11 protein-coding genes are annotated in these 18,638 nt (G+C 72.6%); 3 read left to right on the forward strand and 8 right to left on the reverse strand.

All coding sequences use genetic code 11. The features are described from left to right. Positions 1–72: 72 nt before the first annotated feature. The 3 genes from Q8791_RS19645 to Q8791_RS19655 form a co-directional block, all read right to left on the reverse strand. The gene (locus Q8791_RS19645) at positions 73–5,106 is read right to left on the reverse strand and encodes a DNA repair ATPase (protein WP_330093212.1); all 5,034 of its coding nucleotides are present in this window, start codon (positions 5,104–5,106) and stop codon (positions 73–75) included. Positions 5,107–5,117: 11 nt separating this feature from the next. Next, positions 5,118–7,163 (reverse strand): flotillin family protein, encoded by a 2,046-nt coding sequence (locus tag Q8791_RS19650; RefSeq protein ID WP_330093213.1) that lies wholly within the window; start codon positions 7,161–7,163, stop codon positions 5,118–5,120. 364 nt (positions 7,164–7,527) lie between these two features. Then, positions 7,528–8,169 carry a DUF1449 domain-containing protein gene (locus Q8791_RS19655; protein ID WP_330093214.1) on the reverse strand — a complete coding sequence of 214 codons (642 nt, stop codon included), beginning with the start codon at positions 8,167–8,169 and terminating at the stop codon, positions 7,528–7,530. Between the two features lie 418 nt (positions 8,170–8,587). Here Q8791_RS19655 and Q8791_RS19660 point away from each other — a divergent pair, with 418 nt between their 5' ends. The 3 genes from Q8791_RS19660 (at position 8,588) to Q8791_RS19670 (ending at position 11,519) form a co-directional block, all read left to right on the forward strand. Next, positions 8,588–9,022 (forward strand): YciI family protein, encoded by a 435-nt coding sequence (locus Q8791_RS19660; RefSeq protein WP_330093215.1) that lies wholly within the window; start codon positions 8,588–8,590, stop codon positions 9,020–9,022. 55 nt (positions 9,023–9,077) lie between these two features. Then, positions 9,078–10,340: an RNA polymerase sigma factor gene (locus tag Q8791_RS19665; RefSeq protein WP_330093216.1), complete on the forward strand. Its 1,263-nt coding sequence runs from the start codon at positions 9,078–9,080 to the stop codon at positions 10,338–10,340. A gap of 192 nt (positions 10,341–10,532) precedes the next feature. Next, on the forward strand, positions 10,533–11,519 hold the full coding sequence (locus Q8791_RS19670) for an NAD-dependent epimerase/dehydratase family protein (protein ID WP_330093217.1): 987 nt from the start codon (positions 10,533–10,535) through the stop codon (positions 11,517–11,519). 88 nt (positions 11,520–11,607) lie between these two features. Here Q8791_RS19670 and Q8791_RS19675 read toward each other — a convergent pair whose 3' ends face one another. The 5 genes from Q8791_RS19675 to dnaJ all read right to left on the reverse strand — a co-directional run bounded on the left by Q8791_RS19675 (position 11,608) and on the right by dnaJ (position 18,534). Continuing rightward, positions 11,608–13,056: an AfsR/SARP family transcriptional regulator gene (locus Q8791_RS19675; protein ID WP_330093218.1), complete on the reverse strand. Its 1,449-nt coding sequence runs from the start codon at positions 13,054–13,056 to the stop codon at positions 11,608–11,610. A gap of 243 nt (positions 13,057–13,299) precedes the next feature. Further along, the gene (locus tag Q8791_RS19680) at positions 13,300–13,716 is read right to left on the reverse strand and encodes a spore-associated protein A (RefSeq protein ID WP_330093219.1); all 417 of its coding nucleotides are present in this window, start codon (positions 13,714–13,716) and stop codon (positions 13,300–13,302) included. Positions 13,717–14,035: 319 nt separating this feature from the next. Continuing rightward, positions 14,036–16,648: an ATP-dependent chaperone ClpB gene (clpB, locus tag Q8791_RS19685; RefSeq protein ID WP_330093220.1), complete on the reverse strand. Its 2,613-nt coding sequence runs from the start codon at positions 16,646–16,648 to the stop codon at positions 14,036–14,038. Between the two features lie 84 nt (positions 16,649–16,732). Further along, a complete protein-coding gene (locus Q8791_RS19690; RefSeq protein ID WP_330093221.1) occupies positions 16,733–17,365 on the reverse strand; it encodes a heat shock protein transcriptional repressor HspR in 633 nt (210 codons plus the stop codon). Continuing rightward, entirely contained in the window at positions 17,362–18,534 is a 1,173-nt protein-coding gene (gene dnaJ / locus Q8791_RS19695; protein ID WP_330093222.1) for a molecular chaperone DnaJ, read from the reverse strand. Before dnaJ ends, Q8791_RS19690 begins: the two co-directional genes overlap by 4 nt. Positions 18,535–18,638: the final 104 nt, after the last annotated feature.

Genomic DNA, 18,638 nt, shown 5'->3' on the forward strand with positions numbered 1-18,638 from the left:
GTCCCCGGGGGTCTCCCGGGAGCGGTGGCCCGTCCGCGCCGTGGGGCCGGTCGCCGGACCGGCCCCGCCGGCCTACCCCTCGCGGGTCCGGCCGATGGCGTCGCCGATCTCGCCGACCCGGTCGGCGAGCAGCCCCATCGCGCCGATCGCCCTGGTCAGCGGGTCGTCGTCCGCCCCGCCCAGAGCACGGCCCCGGCGGAACCCCTCCTTGACCTCGGCCCACCGCGCCTCCTGCTCGGGTGTCATCACCCCGCGCAGTTCCGCCAGCTTGAGCAGGTTGGCCTCCGCGCCCGACGTGAGCGTCTGCGCCTCGCCCAGGTAGTGGTCGTCGATGACGGCCTCCACCTCCGCGTCGTTCATGACGGGCACGATCTTCTCCGCCAGACGGTTCATGTTGCGGTACGACCCCTGCAACTGGAACGGCGGCTCGGTGCGCGCGTCCTCCGACTGCGCCGCGGACGCGATGTAGGCCCGGTTGTTGGCCATCACCACCTCCTGCACCCGCAGCAGCTTGCGCAGCACCGACACGATCCTGTCCACCTCGACGGCCGAGTAGGGGTGCGCGAGCTGGTCCGTGCCCACCGAGTCGTCCCCCTGCGCCATCCGCACGAACCGGTACACGTCCTCCCGTTCACGGGTGGACAGCGGAGCCAGGGTCGGGTTGGAGGTGAGCGCGTTCTCGATGTAGCTCAGCGAGAACAGCTCCTCCTTGCCCGACAGCACGTCGCCCAGGTTGTACACGTCGGCGCGGTTGGCCAGCATGTCCGGGATCCTGAACCGCTTGCCCTGCTCGGTGTACGGGTTTCCGGCCATGCAGACCGCGAACCGCTTCCCGCGCAGGTCGTAGGTCCGGGTCCGCCCGTTCCACACACCCTCCATGCGCCTCTGGCCGTCGCACAGCGAGATGAACTTCTGGAGCAGCTCCGGGTTGGTGTGCTGGATGTCGTCCAGGTAGAGCATGGTGTTGCCGCCCATCTCCAGGGCGAACGAGATCTTCTCGACCTCCTGCCGCGACGTGGCGTCCGGTGCCTCCTCGGGGTCGAGGGACGTCACCGCGTGCCCCAGGGCGGGCCCGTTGACCTTCACGAACACCAGTCCCAGACGGCTCGCCACGTACTCCATCAGCGTGGTCTTGCCGTAGCCGGGCGGGGAGATGAGCAGCAGCAGGCCGCTCTGGTCGGTGCGCTTGTCGTCACCGGCGGCACCCAGCTGTTTGGCCAGGTTGTCGCCGATGAGCGGCAGGTACGACTCGTCCAGCAGGCGGTTGCGGACGAACCCGCTCATGACCTTCGGGCGGTACTCCTCCAGGCGCAGGCGCTCCCGCTCCGCCGCCACCAGCTCGTTGCGGCGCCGCTGGAAGTCCCGGTACGCGGGCACCTCCTCCAGTCGGAACCGGCGGGTGCGCGGCAGGATCTCGTCCAACCGCACCTCCAGCGACCGGTCGCGCACGCGCGGATGGGACCCCAGCATCCCGCCGACCGTCTCCGCCACGGCTGCCGACGACTCGTACCGCTCCGCGGCGGCCCCGGTCATCTCGATCGCCGCCGCCTCCGGGAGGTCGCCCGGGTCCACCCCGTCCAGGGTGGCCGCGAACGCCTCCAGCCACGCCGACACCAGCTGGTGCCGGGCTGCCAGGTCCCCGTCGAGCTTGCGCAGGTCCTCGTCGAACGCCGCACGCGTGGTCTCCCGGGTACTGCCCAGAGCCCGGTGGAACCGGTCCAGCAGCGTCCGCGCGCCCGCACCCGACACGAACCCGCGCTCGGTGGGGGAGTCCGCCGCGAGCTCCTCGAACAGGTACTCGCCCACCAGTTCCAGATCGGCGTCCTGGTGCAGCCCGCTGTCGGTCAGGAAGGCGTCGACGGCCGCGGCCAGCTCCGTCCGCAGCCCGTCGATCGCCGCCGACCGCCGCGCCCCGAACACCGCGCGGGCGCGTGCCAGCGACGCGGCCCGGACCGCCCACGCCGACCGCTGGTCCTCCCCGGCGCCGAACGCCCAGAACAGCTGCGCCGCCGCACGCGTCCCGCCGGGGTAGCGGAGCAGCCCGGCGCCGGAGCGGAGCCGCAGCAGGGCAGCCAGCACCTTCGCGGCGTCGTGGTCGTGCACACCCCGCTCGTACCCCTCGTCGTACCGGGCCTCGGCGGCCTCGCGCACGACCCCGACCAGCGACGTCCCGCCGTCCGGGTCGAGCTCCGCCTCGTGCAGCCGCTCCGGTGTCAGCCCGTCCGCGCCCTCCTCGGCGGCGGCGAGGATCGACGTCGCCAGGAACTCGGCCCGGTACACGTCCGGGCTCTCGGACACCAGCAGCCGCTCCCACAGGTGCCGGGTCCGTCCGAACGCCTCGTCGGTGACCGGCGCACGGAAGTCCGTGCCCGTGATCGCCACCGACATCTCACCGCCGTGCGGGGTCAGCGTCAGGTCGATCGGCTGGGTGTTCACCGCGAAGCGGTGCCTGCCCAGACGGATCGTCTCCCCGCCCGCACCTCCCTCGAACAGGTCGGTGCGGTCCCGGAGGGCCCTCCCCGCCTCCTGCCGCGCGGCCGTGATCCGGCCGTCCAGCTCCTCCGCGCGCACGGTGTCGCCGAGCGCGCGCATCTCCTCGGAGGTGCGGCGCAGCCGCGCCACCATCGCGTCCGACGCGAAGTAGGTGTTGATGTCCTCCAGGGTGGTGAGCGCCGCGACCCGCCGGTGCACCCCCTCCAGCACGCGGGCGGCCGACGACGCCAGGCGGTCGGCCCGCCGGGACCGCTCGTCCACCAGCGACTGCTTGCGGGTGGAGAACGCCTCGTACACGTCCTCGCGCTTGTCCGACAGCTCCCCCAGGAAGTCGTCGAACTCGGAGAACCGCGACTCCAGGTTCTCCAGCTGGAGCATGATCCGCCCCAGCTGCTCGTCGCACCGCTCCGGGCTGTCGGCCGCCGCCAGCGCGCCCGTGATGGCCTGTCCCAGCAGGGCGAACTCGGCCGCGAACTCCGCCCGCCCCTCCAGGGCCAGCAGCTCCCTGCGCCGGGTCTCCAGGGTGGCGCGCGCCCGGTTGATCCCGGCCAGCACCTCGCTCACCCGCTCCAGGATGCGTGTGCGCACCTTGGCGTCGCCGATGTCCAGCGACCCGACGACCTCGGTGACGACCTGGAGGCCCTCGGTCTGCTCGGCGATGCGCTCGCCGACGGCCGTGGCCGCGCTGACCGCGTCGATGGTCTCGGCGTCCGCGACCAGCCGCTCCACCTCGGAGTGGTACCCGGCGAACGCGTCGTCCTGCTCCAGGAACGCCACCGTCCGGCGGCCGACCGCCGTGATCTCCTCGCCGAGCCTCCCGTCCAGGGCGTCCAGGCGGTCGGCGTCCACGTAGCGCGTCTCGCGCAGCGTGGCGGCCTGCCCCTGGGCGCGGCGCAGTTCGGTCAGTCGCGACACCCACCCCTCCGCCGACCTCGGGGCCTCGCCCCGGGCCGTGCGGATGAGGGAGGAGGCCCTGTCCTCGGCCTCCGCCAGGGAGTCGGCGGCCTGCCGGGTGAGCGCCTGGACGGTCTCGAACTCCTCCAGCACCCTCCCGGCGGTGGTCCGCACCTCCGACAGCGGCGACGCCAGGTCGCCCAGCTCCTCCTCGCCCAGCCAGTGGAACTGGTCGAGCGCCCGGCGGCACGCGGCGATGAGCGCCTCGAACACCTCCGTCGAGGGCCGCATGTCGGTGGTCATCCGCGCCACCGACAGGGCCTCGGACACGCCCCTCACCAGCTCGGCGTTGCCGATCCGCTCCAGCGGCCCGGTCCCCACCGGCTGAGCCGCGGCGAACACGTCGGACACGTACGGGGTCTGCCACACCTGCATCGGGTGCACCCGGGTCGGCTCGCCCGAGTCGCTGCGGAACACCGTCATGGTGCCGTCGTCGAACAGCGAGTACCCGTGGCAGACGAGGGGGTTGGCGACCTCCTTGCGGATCGTGTTGTACGGCAGCAGCAGGCTGCGGCCGTCCGCGCGGGAGTGGAAGACGTACAGCACGTCCTCGCCGTTGGGCGCGCGCACCACGCGCTCGAACTCCAGGTCGGTGACGTCGGTGTCGAACGTCCGCGCCACGCCGGTGCTCAGGTAGTAGCCGCCGGGGAAGATGAGCCCCTGGTCGTCGGGCAGCCGCTGGCAGGACTGGCCGATGCCGTCGAGGCGCTCGACCTCCTTGGTGCGGGTGTTGAAGACCAGGTGCCGCCACTCGGTCTCGTTGTACGGCAGCACGCGCAGGAGGATCAGCGCGCCGGCCCTGGCGTACGACACCGAGGCGTCGGCCAGGCTCTGGAGGGATTCGTCCACGGGTTCGCTGTAGACGCCCTCGCCGACCTCGGTGTTGTTCTCGACCTTGATGGTGAGGTCGCCGCCCACGGTCTCCACGAACAGCTCGTCGAGGATCGAGATGTGGGGGTGGCGGCCCTGCACGTGGTCCTCGCGGGTGGTCTCCACCCACGTGAAGTCGTGCGAGGGCGGGAACACGTGGTCCCGTTCGCCCCGGTCGTCGAGGTAGGCGATCTCGCCGGTCGGCTGCACCGACCACCGCAGCACGCGCACGTCCTCGGTGCGCGGGCCGGTCTGGAACACGGCCAGCAGCCGGTCCTCGATCCGGCGCAGCTGGAGCAGGTGGGCGTCACGGTAGTAGCGGTACAGCTTCGCGAAGTCCTGCTGGAACGCCTCGTCGGAGATCAGACCGGGCACGGCGTCCCCGCCGGCGTCGGCGAACGTGAACCCGTCACCGCCGTGCTCGTACCGGTGCAGCGAGAACACGTCGGGGACGTGCGTCTCCCGCTGCATGCCGATGAAGACGTTGTAGCCGAACAGGATCATGTCGTCGGCGCCCGAGCCGACGGAGCTGCCCACGCTGACGATGTCCCGGGGCACGCAGTTGTGCTCGGTGCGGATGCGCTCGGTGCCGAGCAGCGTCATCTCGGTGCCGCCGAACACCTCCAGCCGGCGGGCGTTGAGCTCCTCGGTCCGCCGGGCCAGCTCGCCGGACTGCTCGCGCAGCCGGGCGCGGAGCACCTCGTAGGTGCCCGCGTCCAGCGACTGCGCGTCAGCGGCGTCCGGCCCGGTGCCTGCGTTCTCCTGGGACTGGGACTGGGCCTCGGTCACGGAGGACTACCTCACTGCTTGGAGTTGGCGAGAGCGGCCGCGGGCAGGTGGTCCACTCCGAGGGAGCGGGCGGTGCCGAGCAGGCCGTTGAGCTTGTCGGCCTGCGGTCCCCCGGTGCCGATCAGCTTGAGCAGCAGGGCCGACACGGTGAGGTTCTTGACGTCCTCGGAGTCGACCGACGACAGCACCTTGCGGAGGTCCCCGCCGAAGTCGCCGTCGCCGTTCAACCACCCCGAGCCCAGCGCCTGGACGGTGCTGGAGTTGTTGACGAACCCGTCGACCGACTTGCCCAGGCCGATGGCCCCGACCATGCGGTCGAAGAACGCCCCGTCGCCGCCGACGATGTTGATGTCGGCGTTCTCCAGACCGGTGGCCAGGACGGTGGCCTGCGCCTCGGCGACCTCGCGCTGGACGTTGATCCCCGCCAGGCGCACCTCCTTCTCGGCCTCCAGGCGCAGACGGTACTCCTCGTGCTCGCGGCTGACCTGGTCCAGGGCGGCCATCGCCTCGGCCTTGTCGGTGAGGCCGGCGGCCTCGGCGCGCAGCTTCTGCTCGACGGCCTCGGCCTCGACCCTGGCCTTCTCGCGGGCCACGACGGCCTCGGCGCGGCCGACCTTCTCGATGGCCTCGGCGTCCTGGTGGCGGACCTGCACCTCGGCCAGGCCCGCGGCGGCGGGCTCGGCCTGCACGCCCTCGGCCAGACGGATCTTGGCGCGGGTGTCCAGCTCGGCGGCCTGCTGGCGGGCCTCGGCCAGGGTGAGCTCCTCGGCGGCGCGGTGCTTGGACGCGGCCTCCGCGGCCTCGGCGGCCTTGATGTCCTTGACCAGGTTCTCCTGGGCCTCGGCCTCGGCGTGGATGATGATGGCCTGGCGCTGGCGCTCCGCCTCCTCGACGGCGCGCAGGCGCTTGATGGCCTCCTCCTGCTCGGCCACGGTGCGGTCCACGGCGACCCGCTCGCGGACGACCTCGGCGACCTCGCGGCGCTCGGCCTCAACCTCCTTGTCCTTGGAGATGCGGCTCAGCTCGGTCTCGCGCTCGCGCCCGATGACCTCCAGCATGCGGTCCTTCTCGATGCGCTCGCTCTCGATGGCGATGACGCGCTCGCGGTTCTTCTCGGCGACCGCGATCTCACGCTGCTGGTTCTGGGTCTGGACGCCCAGCGCCTCGTAGGTGCGGATGTTCGCCGTCTCGGCCTTCAGGCGCTCCTCGGCCTGCACACGGGCGGTCTCGGCCTCCTCGCGGGCGCGGATGATCTCGATCTCGCGCTTGGCCTTGGCGGCGGCCTCCTCGCGACGCTTCTCCAGCTCGGCGAGGGTCTCGGCGGTCTCCGTGTTCTGCCGGTCGAGTTCCTTCTTGCGGTCGTTCTCGAACTCGTTGGTGCGCTTGTGCTCCTTGGCGGTGCGCTCCGTGATCTTCGAGATGCCCTGTGCGTCGAGGATGTTGTTGCTGTCGTGCTGGTGCAGCGGCGTCTGCTCCAGCTCGTCGATGGCGACGTCCTCCAGGCTGTAGCCGTTGAGGTCGGTGCCGATCAGGGAGACGATCGCGTGGCGGAACTGCTCGCGGTGGGTGAACAGCTCCTCGAAGTCGAACTGCTTGCCGACGGTCTTGAGGGCCTCGGAGAACTTGGAGTTGAACAGCTCCTGGAGCGTGTCCTGGTCGCTGGCGCGGGCGGTGCCGATCGACTTGGCGACCTTCTTGACGTCCTCGGCGGTCTCGTTGACGCGGACGTAGAAGTACACCTTGATGTCCGCGCGGATGTTGTCCTTGCAGGTGAGGCCTTCACGACCGCGCCTGTCGAGCGTCAGCGTCTTGAGGGAGATGTCCATGATCTCGGCCTTGTGCAGGACCGGGAGGACGATCGCTCCGGTGAAGGTGACGTGGACGTCGCGCACCTTGGAGATGATCAGGGCCTTGCCCTGTTCGACCTTGCGGAAGAGGCGCGTGACCATCAGCAGCAGGGCGAGGAGGACGACGAGGCCGACGGCCACGGCGACACCGACGGTGAGGAAGGCCGCGTTCGCCGCCTCCTGGCCGTTCGTGGTAGCACTCAGCAACACGTGGGGGTCTCTTTCCGCGAGTGGCGTACGGGGGAAGCGAGCGCTTCGGGGGGACGGTGCGGCTGCGGGTGGCCGACCCGGGAGAGGTGCTCGTCATGGTGGGACGCAGACCCACACCAAACGGTTCCCCCGTGCCCCAGGTCGATCAGGTGACGGCTCCGCTCCCACCGCCGTGTTCCGGCCTTCCCGGCCAGGTCGGGCGGCCCAGGGCCCACCGTCGCGGGGCACGGCGGGGACGGCCGGTGCGAGGGTCCCGGGGGCGTGCTGAGGCGGGCAGCGGATCGGGGCGTGGCCGTGCGCGGACGCGCGGTGTGCCGAGGACGGCGCTCGGCCCGGCGGAGCGGTTCCGGTCCCGGGACGGGGCTCAGGGCTGGCCGGGGTCCAGCGCCGCGTCGAAGTGGGTGACGAGGAAGACGTCGTTCTCGGAGCTGTGGTCGAAGATCAGGGCGGTGCTGCCCAGCGGCAGGACCTCGCCGCCGGTGGTGCGCACCGGGATGGAGATCGACGCGCCGCCCGCCGTGGTGATCTCGGCCCGGCCGAAGGACTCGCCCGCCTCACCGATGCGGATCACGCAGGTGCGTCCGACCAGCTCGTGCTTGGAGTCGCTGGTGCGCCGGGGGACGAACCGCTGGACCGACATCACCAGTCCGCTGGTGACCGCCCACGCGGCGACGAGCGCGATCATCAGGACCACGGCGCCGAGCGCCAGCAGGAGGGGGGTGGAGGTGGTGTTCAGGAGGTTGCTCATGATGCCTCCCATCATGCTCACGAACCAGGCGACGCAGACGAGCATGGTGAGCGCGACCGTGACCGGAACGCCCCCCAGGCCGGCCCTGCCCATGACGGCGCTGAGGCCCACGGCGTCGCCGTCGGCGTCCACGCCGTCGAGGAGGTCCAGGTCGGCGGCGCCGACCACGACGAACAGCCAGTAGCCCGCGACGACGATCAGCACCGGGGTGAGCAGCACCGTCGGAAACCCGAAGGCGGTGTCCAAGAACATGCCCACCGCACTACCTCCTCGATCCGCAGCCGCCGCTGCCCGGCGCGCCGACCGGCGCGACCGTGCCGGAACTCTACCGAACCGCCCAGCTCAGGCCGGAGGCGGCCACCGGGATGACCGCATGTGGCCATCCGCGGGAGGACGGCCGCCCCCGGGCGCGAGGCGACCGCCCACCCGCGGGGCCGGGGAGCCGCAGCGTGCGCACCGCGCACGCAGAGCCCCTGCCGTGACGCGATCGTCCCCGCCGTTCCGGGTAGTAAGCCCTGGTGAGGCGGATCGACGAGGCCGGGGTGGCGGCCCGGGCGGACCTCCCCGAAAAAGTCGGGAGGAAGTTCGGCCGCCGTGTCGATCCTCCGCCGTTCCGTTCGACGTGTAGACGAGAGCGGGGGAGAGCAGCTCCCCCGTCAGGCGGAAGGCGAACACCATGCGCTACATGATGTCGATCATGTCCGACCCGCAGGCCGAGGCGGACACCGAGATGACGCCGGAGATCTTCGAGGCGATGGCCGCCTACAACGAGGAGCTGGTCAAGGCCGGCGTCCTGCTCGCCGGAGACGGACTGGCCCCCTCCACGGAGGCGACCCGGGTCACGTTCTCCAACGGTCGCTCGACCGTCACGGACGGCCCCTTCGCCGAGGCCAAGGAGTTCATCGCCGGTTACTGGATCATCCAGGTGTCCTCGCCCGAGGAGGCCGTCGAGTGGGCCAAGCGCTGCCCGCACCCGTCGGAGGGCGACACCGGGGAGATGAGCCTGGTGCTGCGGCGCATCATGGGGACCGACGACTTCGGCGACGAGATGCCCGAGGAGCTCAAGGAGCGCGAGCGCGAGATGCGCGCGCACAACGAGCACGAGGCCTGAACGCCCGGCTCGTCCGAACTTGCGGTGGTGTGGCTCGCGGTGCTGTCATTGTCCCGTGAGCCACACCGATGCAACCCGCGCGGTGGAGGCGGTCTGGCGCATCGAGTCGGCCCGCCTCGTCGCCGCGCTCACCCGCATGGTCGGCGACGTCGGCCTCGCCGAGGAGTTCGCCCAGGACGCCCTGGTCACCGCACTCGAGAAGTGGCCGGACGAGGGGGTGCCCGACAACCCCGGCGCCTGGTTGACCACCGTGGCCAAACGGCGGATGCTCGACCGCTGGCGGCGGGACGAGCGCTTCCAGAAGCGGATGGCCGACCTGGGCCGCGACATCGCCGAGCGTGACGGGCAGGCCGAGTTCGCCGCCGTCCTGGAGGAGGACTACGGCGACGACCTGCTCAAACTGATGTTCGTGTGCTGCCACCCGGTGCTGTCCACCGAGGCGCGCGTCGCGCTCACCCTCCGGTTGCTCGGCGGGCTCACCACGGAGGAGGTCGCCCGCGCCTTCCTGGTGTCGGAGTCCACCGTGGCCCAGCGCGTCGTGCGCGCCAAGCGCACCCTCGCCGACAGGCAGGTGCCCTTCGAAGTGCCGGTCGGCGAGGACCGCGACGCCCGCCTCGCCTCCGTCCTGGAGGTCGTCTACCTGGTGTTCAACGAGGGCTACGCCGCCACCTCCGGGGGCGACTGGATACGCCCCGAGCTGTGCGACGAGGCCATGCGCCTGGGAAGGGTGCTCGCCGCGCTGCTGCCCCGGGAACGCGAGGTGCACGGCCTGGTCGCGCTGATGGAGCTGCACGCCTCCCGGTTCCGGGCGCGGGTCGGCCCGGACGGCGAGCCCGTCCCCCTGGCCGAGCAGGACCGCACCCGCTGGGACCGAAGGCTCGTGACCCGGGGGTTCCGGGCACTGCGGCACGCCCTGCCGTCCGACCCGTCGGAGCCGCGCGGCCCCTACGCGCTCCAGGCGGCCATCGCCGCCAAGCACGCCCAGGCCGCGAAGGCGGAGGACACCGACTGGGCGGGGATCGCGGGGCTGTACCTGGCGCTCGCCCTGGCCACCCGGTCACCGGTCGTCGAGCTCAACCGGGCCGTGGCGGTGTCGATGGCCGACGGGCCGGAACCGGCGCTGGACATCGTGGACTCCCTGCGCGACGCCGGGGTCCTGGACGGGTACCACCTGCTGCCCGCCGTGCGCGGTGACCTGCTGCTGCGCCTGGACCGCCCGGACGAGGCGCGCGAGGAGTTCGAGCGCGCCGCCGGCCTCACCCTCAACGAGCGCGAACGCGACCACCTGCGGGTGCGCGCCGGTTCCTGCGGGGCCTGACCACCGCGGCGGCACCCGCGCGCCGCGCCCCCCGGGCCCCGGCCGACGGGGCCGGGCGCCGGAGCGACCGCGCGGCCCCGCCGGCGAGGGCCGATCCGCGCCGCGGGCACCGGGGGAGCCTGCCACAGGGGCGGTTCTGCCCAGAGCAGTCCGCTCTGGCGCCCCCGGGCGCGAGGCGCGAGACTCCTCCCCATGAGACTTCTCGTGCTGGGCGGTACCGAGTTCGTGGGACGGGCCGTCGTGGAGGACGCGCTGGTGCGCGGGTGGGACACCACCGTGTTCCACCGGGGGACCCGGCCCGCGCCGGAGGGCGCGACCGTGCTGCACGGCGACCGGCTGGCCGAGGGCGGGCTCGCCGCCCTGGAGGCGGGTGAGTGGGACGCCGTCGTCGACACCTGGTCGGCGGCCCCGCGCGCGGTCGCCGCCGCCGCGAACCTCCTCGCCGGCCGGGCCGGCCACTACGCCTACGTCTCCAGCTGCTCCGTCTACGCCTACCCCTCCCCCGCGGGCTCCGACGAGGACTGGCCGGTGGTGGAGGGGGACCCGGACGCCGACGCCACCGAGTACGCGAACGACAAGCGGGGCGGCGAACTGGCGGCCGAGCGGGTTTTCGGCGCCCGGGCCCTGTCCGTGCGGGCGGGGCTCATCCTCGGCCCGTACGAGAACATCGGCCGTCTGCCCTGGTGGCTGAACCGGATCGCCCGGGGCGGCCCGGTCCTGGCACCCGGCCCGCGCGACCTGCCTTTGCAGTACGTGGACGCGCGCGACCTCGCCGCGTGGACCCTGGACGCGGTCGCCGAGGGTCTCGGCGGCCCCTACAACCTGGTGAGCCCCGCGGGCCACACGACGATGGAGGGACTCCTGGACGCCTGTGCCGCCGCCACCGGCTCCGACGCGGAGTTCCGGTGGACCGACCCCGGGACGGTCGCGGACGCGGGCATCCGGCCGTGGACGGACCTGCCGGTCTGGCTGCCGCCGGGCGAGATGCACGAGTCGTTGCACGGCGCCGGCGTCGCCAGGGCGGTCGCGCACGGTCTGCGCTGCCGCCCGGTGGGCGAGACCGTCGCCGACACCTGGGAGTGGCTGCTGTCCGTCGGAGGGGAGGCGCCCCGGCGCCCGGACCGCCCGAGGGTGGGGCTGGACCCCGAGGTGGAGGCACGGGTGCTCGCCGCCGGGTGACCCCCGGCGGCCCTGAGCCCGGGGCGGGGCCGCCGGGAGCCGCCCCGCCCGGCGCCGTCCGCCCCCGCCGGCTCCGCGGACACACAGGTCAGCCGGACTGCGCCGGACTGGGAAGGCCCATCGTGGCGGCGGCCATCCGCAGCGCCAGGGGCAGCCCGCCGCAGTCGTCCGCGAGCGCCGGCTCCGCGGAGGGCCCGGCGTCCGGCGCACCGTCACCGGCCACGAACCGGAACAGCTCCGCCGAGGACTCCTCCGACAGCACGTCGAGGCGGACCCGGACCGCGCCGAACAGCGCCACCAGTTCGGGCAGGTCGCGGCGGCCGGTCACCAGGACCGTGCTGTCCGGTCCGCCGGGGAGGAGCGGGGCGACCTGCTCCGCCGAGGCCGCGTCGTCCAGCAGGATCAGCAGCCGCCGGTCGGCGGTCATCGAACGGAACAGCTTGGCGAGACCGGGGGAGTCGCCCGGCAGGTCGCGGGTGTCGGCCCCGAGACTGCGCAGCAACTGGCGGAGGGCGTCGTCGGGTTCCGTCGGGGCCTCGCTCCCGCAGGATCCCCGCAGGTCCAGGTACAGCTGTCCGTCGGGGAACCCCCCACGCGCCATGTGGCCCCAGTGCAGGGCCAGCGCGGTCTTGCCGACGCCGGGCACCCCGGTGAGGAGGAAGAGGGACGCCCGCCCGTCCCGCCCCGCGTCGAGCACGGCCAGCTCCCGGTCCCGTGCCACGAACCCGCGTACGGCGTGGGGGAGCTCCGCCGGGCGCACCGGCGGTTGTCGGCGGGGCCGCTCCTCCTCCTGCCCCTGGGACAGGAGCCGCAGGTGGAGCCGCTGGAGCGGTGCGCTGGGATCGATGCCCAGCTCCCGCGCGAACAGGTCGCGCAGCGCCGCGTACGCCTCCACGGCCTCGCCCGTGCGCCCGCACGAGTCCAGGGCCGACATGAGGAGGGCGACGAAGCTCTCCCGGGTGGGGTGTTCGGAGCAGAGCGTGCGCAGCTCGGAGACGGCGGAGGAGCCCCGACCGCGTTCGACCTCCACCCCGTACAGCTCCTCCAGGGCGCACAGCCGCGACTCCTCCAGGGCGGGACGCGCCTTCTCCTCCAGGGACGCGGTGACCCCTCCGAGGGCGGGGCCGGTCCACAGCGCCATCGCCGAGCGCAGGGTCCCGGCGGCCTCGTCGCGGCGCCTCGCGGCACGATCGGTCCGGGCCCGGACGACGAGCCGGCGGAACTGTTCGGCGTCGGTCTCCCCGGGGTCCGCGACGAGCTCGTAGCCGTAGCTGTGGCGGACGATCGTGCCGGTGCCCAGACGCTTGCGCAGCTCGTGGATGTGCACCTGGAGTTGGGGCCGTGCGCTGCGCGGCGGGTCGTCCCCCCAGACGAGGTCGATGAGCCGGTCGTCGGCGACCACGGTGTTGGGCCGTAGGAGGAGGGCGGCGAGGACGGTTCTGCGCTTGGGGCCGCCGAGCGGGACGCGCCGGCCCCCTCGGTGAACCTCGACAGATCCGAGCAGCCGGTACCGAATCGCTGACAGTATGCTCTGCACCCCGCGCCCCTTCGCTCCACGGCGACACCTGCGCCGCTCGGCCGTGGCGGAGCCTATGACACGCGGCGCGGTCCAGTCCACAGGTCGGCGCGTCCACGCGGAGCGGGACGGAACACGCCAGATGTTGACCTGCACGGTTGTGTTTCGGCTGGAAGAGGGCAGTGTTCCCCACCGGAGTGAAACCGGTACTGGGGTGGCCTGCGGGACTCGGGCGGCCCGGTTCCCCGGACCGCCCGCACCGGGTCAGCCGCAGTTGGTGCCGCGCTTGCCGCCCTCGGCCCCGCTGATACGACCCATCCAGTCCACGCACCGTCCGGCCGCGTTCAGGTAGATCGGACCCGCGTAGCTGGTGAAGTAGTCGCCCTCGTACACGTCCCAGTGGTTGCCCGCCGGGCTGACCGACAGCCCCGCCTCGATGAGGACGGCCGACCCCACGCTGTTGCGCTTGGTGACCACGCAGTTGCGGCCGTTGGAGTTGTTGTAGGTCAGGAACACGGTGCCCGTGCTCCCGACGGAGTCCGAGTTGACCACGGAGTAGCCGCTGCCGCACTCGCCCCCGTAGGTGGCCGCGGCGGCGGGCGCGGCGGTGGCGAGCAGGCCGGTCGCCACGAGGCTCGCGGCGGCGGCGACGGAGGCGGTCCTGCGGAGGAGCTTCCTCATGTTCGTGTCCAATCGTGGGTCCGGGCGCGGAACGCTGGACGGCCCCGGCCGGTCCCGCCACCGGGGCGCCCCGCGTGAGGCGGATGCGGGAAGAGGCTGGCAGAGGCCGCTTCACGTCGGCTTCGCCCCGGCTTGCGTCCCTCGCCGGAGGGAGGGGCGCGCCGCCCGCCCCCGCCGCCCGCCCCGCCCTCCGGCGCCGCCCGCCCGCGCCGGACGGCACACCCCGGACACACGGGCGGGGGCCGCCCCGGGTACGGCCCCCACCGTCGTCACGCCGCGCACGCCCGAGCCGCCGCGGCGGCTCCGGGTACGCCCCCGGTCAGGCCGCGGGCACGCCGGCCCGCCTCACGGTCACCCGCAGCTTGTCGGACTCGTCGTCCACGTCCACGACCGCCGTGTCACCCTCCGCCAGCGCGCCCGACAACAGCTGCCGCGCCAACGGGTCGCCGATGGTGGACTGCACCAGGCGGCGCAGCGGACGCGCGCCGTAGTTCGGGTCGTAGCCCGTCAGCGCGAGCCACTCCCGCGCCCCCGGCGTGACGTCCAGGCCGAACCGGCGGTCGGCCAGGCGTCCGGCCAGCTTGTCCACCTGGAGGTCCACGATCCGCGTCAGGTCCGCGGTGGACAGGGCGTCGAACATGATCACGTCGTCCAACCGGTTCAGGAACTCCGGCTTGAACGTCGACCGCACCACGTCCATGACGCGGTCACGGCGCACCGACTCCTCCAGCGACTGGTCCACCAGGAACGGCGACCCCAGGTTGGAGGTGAGGATCAGGATCGTGTTGCGGAAGTCGACCTGGCGGCCCTGCCCGTCCGTCAGACGGCCGTCGTCCAGCACCTGGAGCAGGGTGTCGAACACCTCCGGGTGCCCCTTCTCCACCTCGTCCAGCAGCACCACCGTGTACGGGCGCCGGCGCACCGCCTCGGTCAGCTGGCCGCCCTCCTCGTACCCGACGTACCCGGGGGGCGCACCCACCAGGCGCGACACGGAGTGCTTCTCGGAGTACTCGCTCATGTCGATGCGCACGATCGCGCGCTCGTCGTCGAACAGGAACTCCGCCAGCGCCTTGGCCAGCTCGGTCTTGCCGACACCGGTCGGGCCGAGGAACAGGAACGAACCCGTCGGCCGGTCCGGGTCGGAGATCCCCGCCCGCGCCCGGCGCACCGCGTCCGACACCGCCACGACGGCGTCCCTCTGGCCGATGATCCGCGAACCCAGCTCCTCCTCCATGCGCAGCAGCTTGGAGGTCTCGCCCTCCATCAGCCGCCCCACCGGGATGCCGGTCCACGCGGACACCACGTCCGCGACCTCGTCGGCCCCGACCTCGTCCTTGACCATGGTGTCGCCGCTCTGCGGGGCTGCGCTCTCCTCGGCCTTGGACGCCTCCTCGACCTGCTTCTCCAGCTCGGGGATGTCCCCGTACATGAGCCGGGACGCCTCGCCGAAGTCGCCCTCGCGCTGCGCCAGCTCGGCCCGTGTGCGCAGGTCGTCCAGCTGGCCCTTGAGCTCGCCGACCCGGTTCAGGCCGGCCTTCTCCTGCTCCCACCGGGCCACGAGTCCGGTGAGCTGCTCCTGGGCGTCGGCCAGGTCGGCGCGGAGCCGTTCCAGCCGCTGGACGCTGGCCGGGTCGGACTCCTTCTGCAGCGCCATCTCCTCCATCTTGAGGCGGTCGACGGTGCGCTTGAGCTCGTCGATCTCCACAGGACTGGAGTCGATCTCCATGCGCAGCCGGGACGCCGCCTCGTCGATGAGGTCGATGGCCTTGTCGGGCAGGAACCGGGCGGTGATGTAGCGGTCGGACAGGGTCGCGGCGGCCACCAGCGCCGCGTCGGCGATCTGGACCTTGTGGTGCGCCTCGTAGCGGCCCTTGAGCCCGCGCAGGATGGCGATCGTGTCCGCCGCCGAGGGCTCACCCACCATGACCTGCTGGAACCGCCGTTCGAGGGCGGGGTCCTTCTCGATCTTCTCCCGGTACTCGTCCAGGGTGGTCGCACCGACCATGCGCAGCTCGCCGCGCGCCAGCATGGGCTTGAGCATGTTGCCCGCGTCCATGGCGCCCTCGGCGGCGCCCGCGCCCACCATGGTGTGCAGCTCGTCGATGAAGGTGATGACCTGGCCCTCGGACGACTTGATCTCGGAGAGCACCGACTTGAGCCGCTCCTCGAACTCGCCCCGGTACTTGGCGCCCGCCACCATCGCGGACAGGTCCAGGCTGACCAGGCGCTTGCCGACCAGCGACTGCGGCACGTCACCCGCCACGATGCGCTGGGCGAGCCCCTCGACGACGGCGGTCTTTCCCACGCCGGGCTCGCCGATGAGCACGGGGTTGTTCTTGGTCCGGCGGCTGAGCACCTGGATGACCCGGCGGATCTCCCCGTCGCGGCCGATGACCGGGTCGACCTTGCCCTCACGAGCGCGCTCGGTGAGGTCGACGCCGAACTTCTCCAGGGCCTTGTAGGTGTCCTCGGGGTTCTCGGTGGTGATCTTCCCCGTCCCGCGCACCCGCTCGAACGCCTCCAGGAGGGCGTCGGGTGTCGCCCCGGCCTCGGTGAGCAGGCGGGCGGCCTCGCCGCCGTCGGTGGCCAGACCCACCAGCAGGTGCTCGGTCGAGACGTACTCGTCCTCCATCTGCTGGGCGCGCTGCGCCGCGGTGTTGATGGAGACGATCAGCTGCCGCGACGAGCTGGGCGAGCTGACCGTGGACCCCGCTGCCTTGGGCAGGGCGCCGACGGCCGCCTCGACCTTGTCCTTGAGGGTGTCGGGGTTGGCGCCGACCTCCTTGAGCAGCGGCCGGGTGATCCCCTCGGGCTGGTCCAGCAGGGCCGCCAGCAGGTGTGTGGGCTCCGTCTGCGGGCTGCCGTCCGTGGTGGCACGGCGGATGGCCACCGACAGAGCCTCCTGGCTCTTCTGGGTGAGCTTGTAGTTCATGTTTGGTGACTCCTAGCAAAACTAATGTCACACAGTGTGATGTTCTCTGGCCGACCTCTGCCCGTGACACCGGAGTGGAGGTCCTCAGCGCTGCCCGTCCTCCGGACGGCCCCTCTCCGGACCGTCGGCCCCCGTCCCGCGCTGCGGGCCCTCCTGGCCGGAGCCGCCCTGCCCCGGCGGGCCGCCCTGCCCGGGAATCCCCGGGCCGGACCCGCCCTGGCCCGGCTTCCCCTGCTGGCCGGGAGAGTTGGGACCGGTGTCCCGGGGCTCCTCGTCGCTTCCCGCGGGGCCGAAGGGCTCGGCGGTGTTGAAGATGGTCACACGTGTACGGCGCACCAGCTCGCCGCGGACCGCGGGCCCCGCCTCGGGGCGGGCCGGCCTGCCCCGCCTGGACACCGCCCGCCGGGCCGCCTCCAGCTCGTTCGCCACGTGGAAGATCTGCTCCCGCAGCTGCTCGACCTCGTGCTGCAACTCCAGGATCCGCTTGATCCCGGCGAGGTTGATGCCCTCCTCCTGGGACAGCCGCTGCACCTCGCGCAGCGTCTGCACGTCGCGCATGGAGTAGCGGCGCCCCCGGCCCGACGCCCGACCGGGGGAGACGATCCCCAGCCGGTCGTACTGCCTCAGGGTCTGCGGGTGCATCCCCGCGAGTTCGGCGGCCACCGAGATCACGTAGACCGGGGCGTCAGCGCCGAAGGAGTCGTTCACGTCGTTCACGCACCCTTCGCCCGCGCCTCGAGTCCGTCACGCGGGTCGTAGTCGGACGTCGCCGCGCGGAACTTCTCCAGGGCCTCCCGCGCGTCACCGCTGAGCGTCTTGGGCACCATGACCTCGACCGTGACGAGCATGTCGCCGGCGGTGCCGTCCTTGCGCGTCGCGCCCTTGCCGCGCACCCGCAGCTTGTGACCGTTCTGCGTGCCCGGCGGAATCTTCACGGTCACCGGGAAGCCGTTGAGCGTCGGGATGCGGACCTCCGCGCCGAGCACCGCCTCGGGGAAGCTCACCGGCACGGTGATCGTCACGTTGTCGCCGCTCCTGCCGAACACCGGGTGCTCCTTCACGTGGACGACGACGTAGAGGTCACCCGCCGGACCGCCGTTCTCACCCGGCGCGCCCTTGCCCTTGATCCTGATCCGCTGGCCGTCGGACACCCCGCCGGGGATGCGGGTCTGGATGGTGCGTGTGCTCTTGCCGCGCCCGCTGCCGTGGCAGGTGGTGCAGGGGTCGTCCACGACCAGGCCGCGGCCCTTGCACTCGCTGCACGGCTCGGACAGCGAGAAGCCGCCCAGGTTGGTGTTCTCGTGCCCGGTGCCGGAGCACTTCGGGCACATCCGCGGGGCCGTGCCGAGCTTGGCGCCCGTGCCCTTGCAGGTGGGGCACGGCTCCTCGCTGGTCAGCTGGAAGGAGCGCGTGACGCCGTCGGCGGCCTCGCGGAAGCTCAGGTTGGTCTCGGTCTCGACGTCGGCGCCGCGCCGGCTGCGGGTCCCCCCGCCGCCCCGGCCGCGGTTGCCGAACAGCCCGCCGAAGAGGTCGCTCAGGCGCTCGCCGCCCGCGCCGCCCCCGCCCCCGCCCCCGGGGGTGCCCTGGCCGAACAGGTCGCCCATGTCGAACCCGCCGGGCCCGGTGCCGCCGCCCGGGCGGTATGACCCGCCGAACAGCGAACGCGCCTCGTCGTACTCCTTGCGGCGCTTGTCGTCCGACAGGACGTTGTACGCCTCGGAGACCTCCTTGAAGCGGTCCTCGGCCTTGGGGTCGTCGGTGTTCGCGTCGGGGTGGCTCTCACGGGCCAGCTTGCGGTAGGACTGCTTGATCTCGTCCTTCGAGGCGGTCTTTGAGACTCCCAGGACCTTGTAGTAGTCCTTCTCCAGGTAGTCCTTGGTGCTCATCGACTGGTGCCTTCTCCCCGCTGGTGCCGGTTGCGTCCGATGGTTCCACGTGACCCCGGCCCGCCACGGGCCGGGGTCCGACTCCGGCCGTGACCGCCGCTCAC

The sequence above is a fragment of the Nocardiopsis codii genome (genome assembly GCF_036327455.1).
GTDB lineage: Bacteria > Actinomycetota > Actinomycetes > Streptosporangiales > Streptosporangiaceae > Nocardiopsis > Nocardiopsis codii.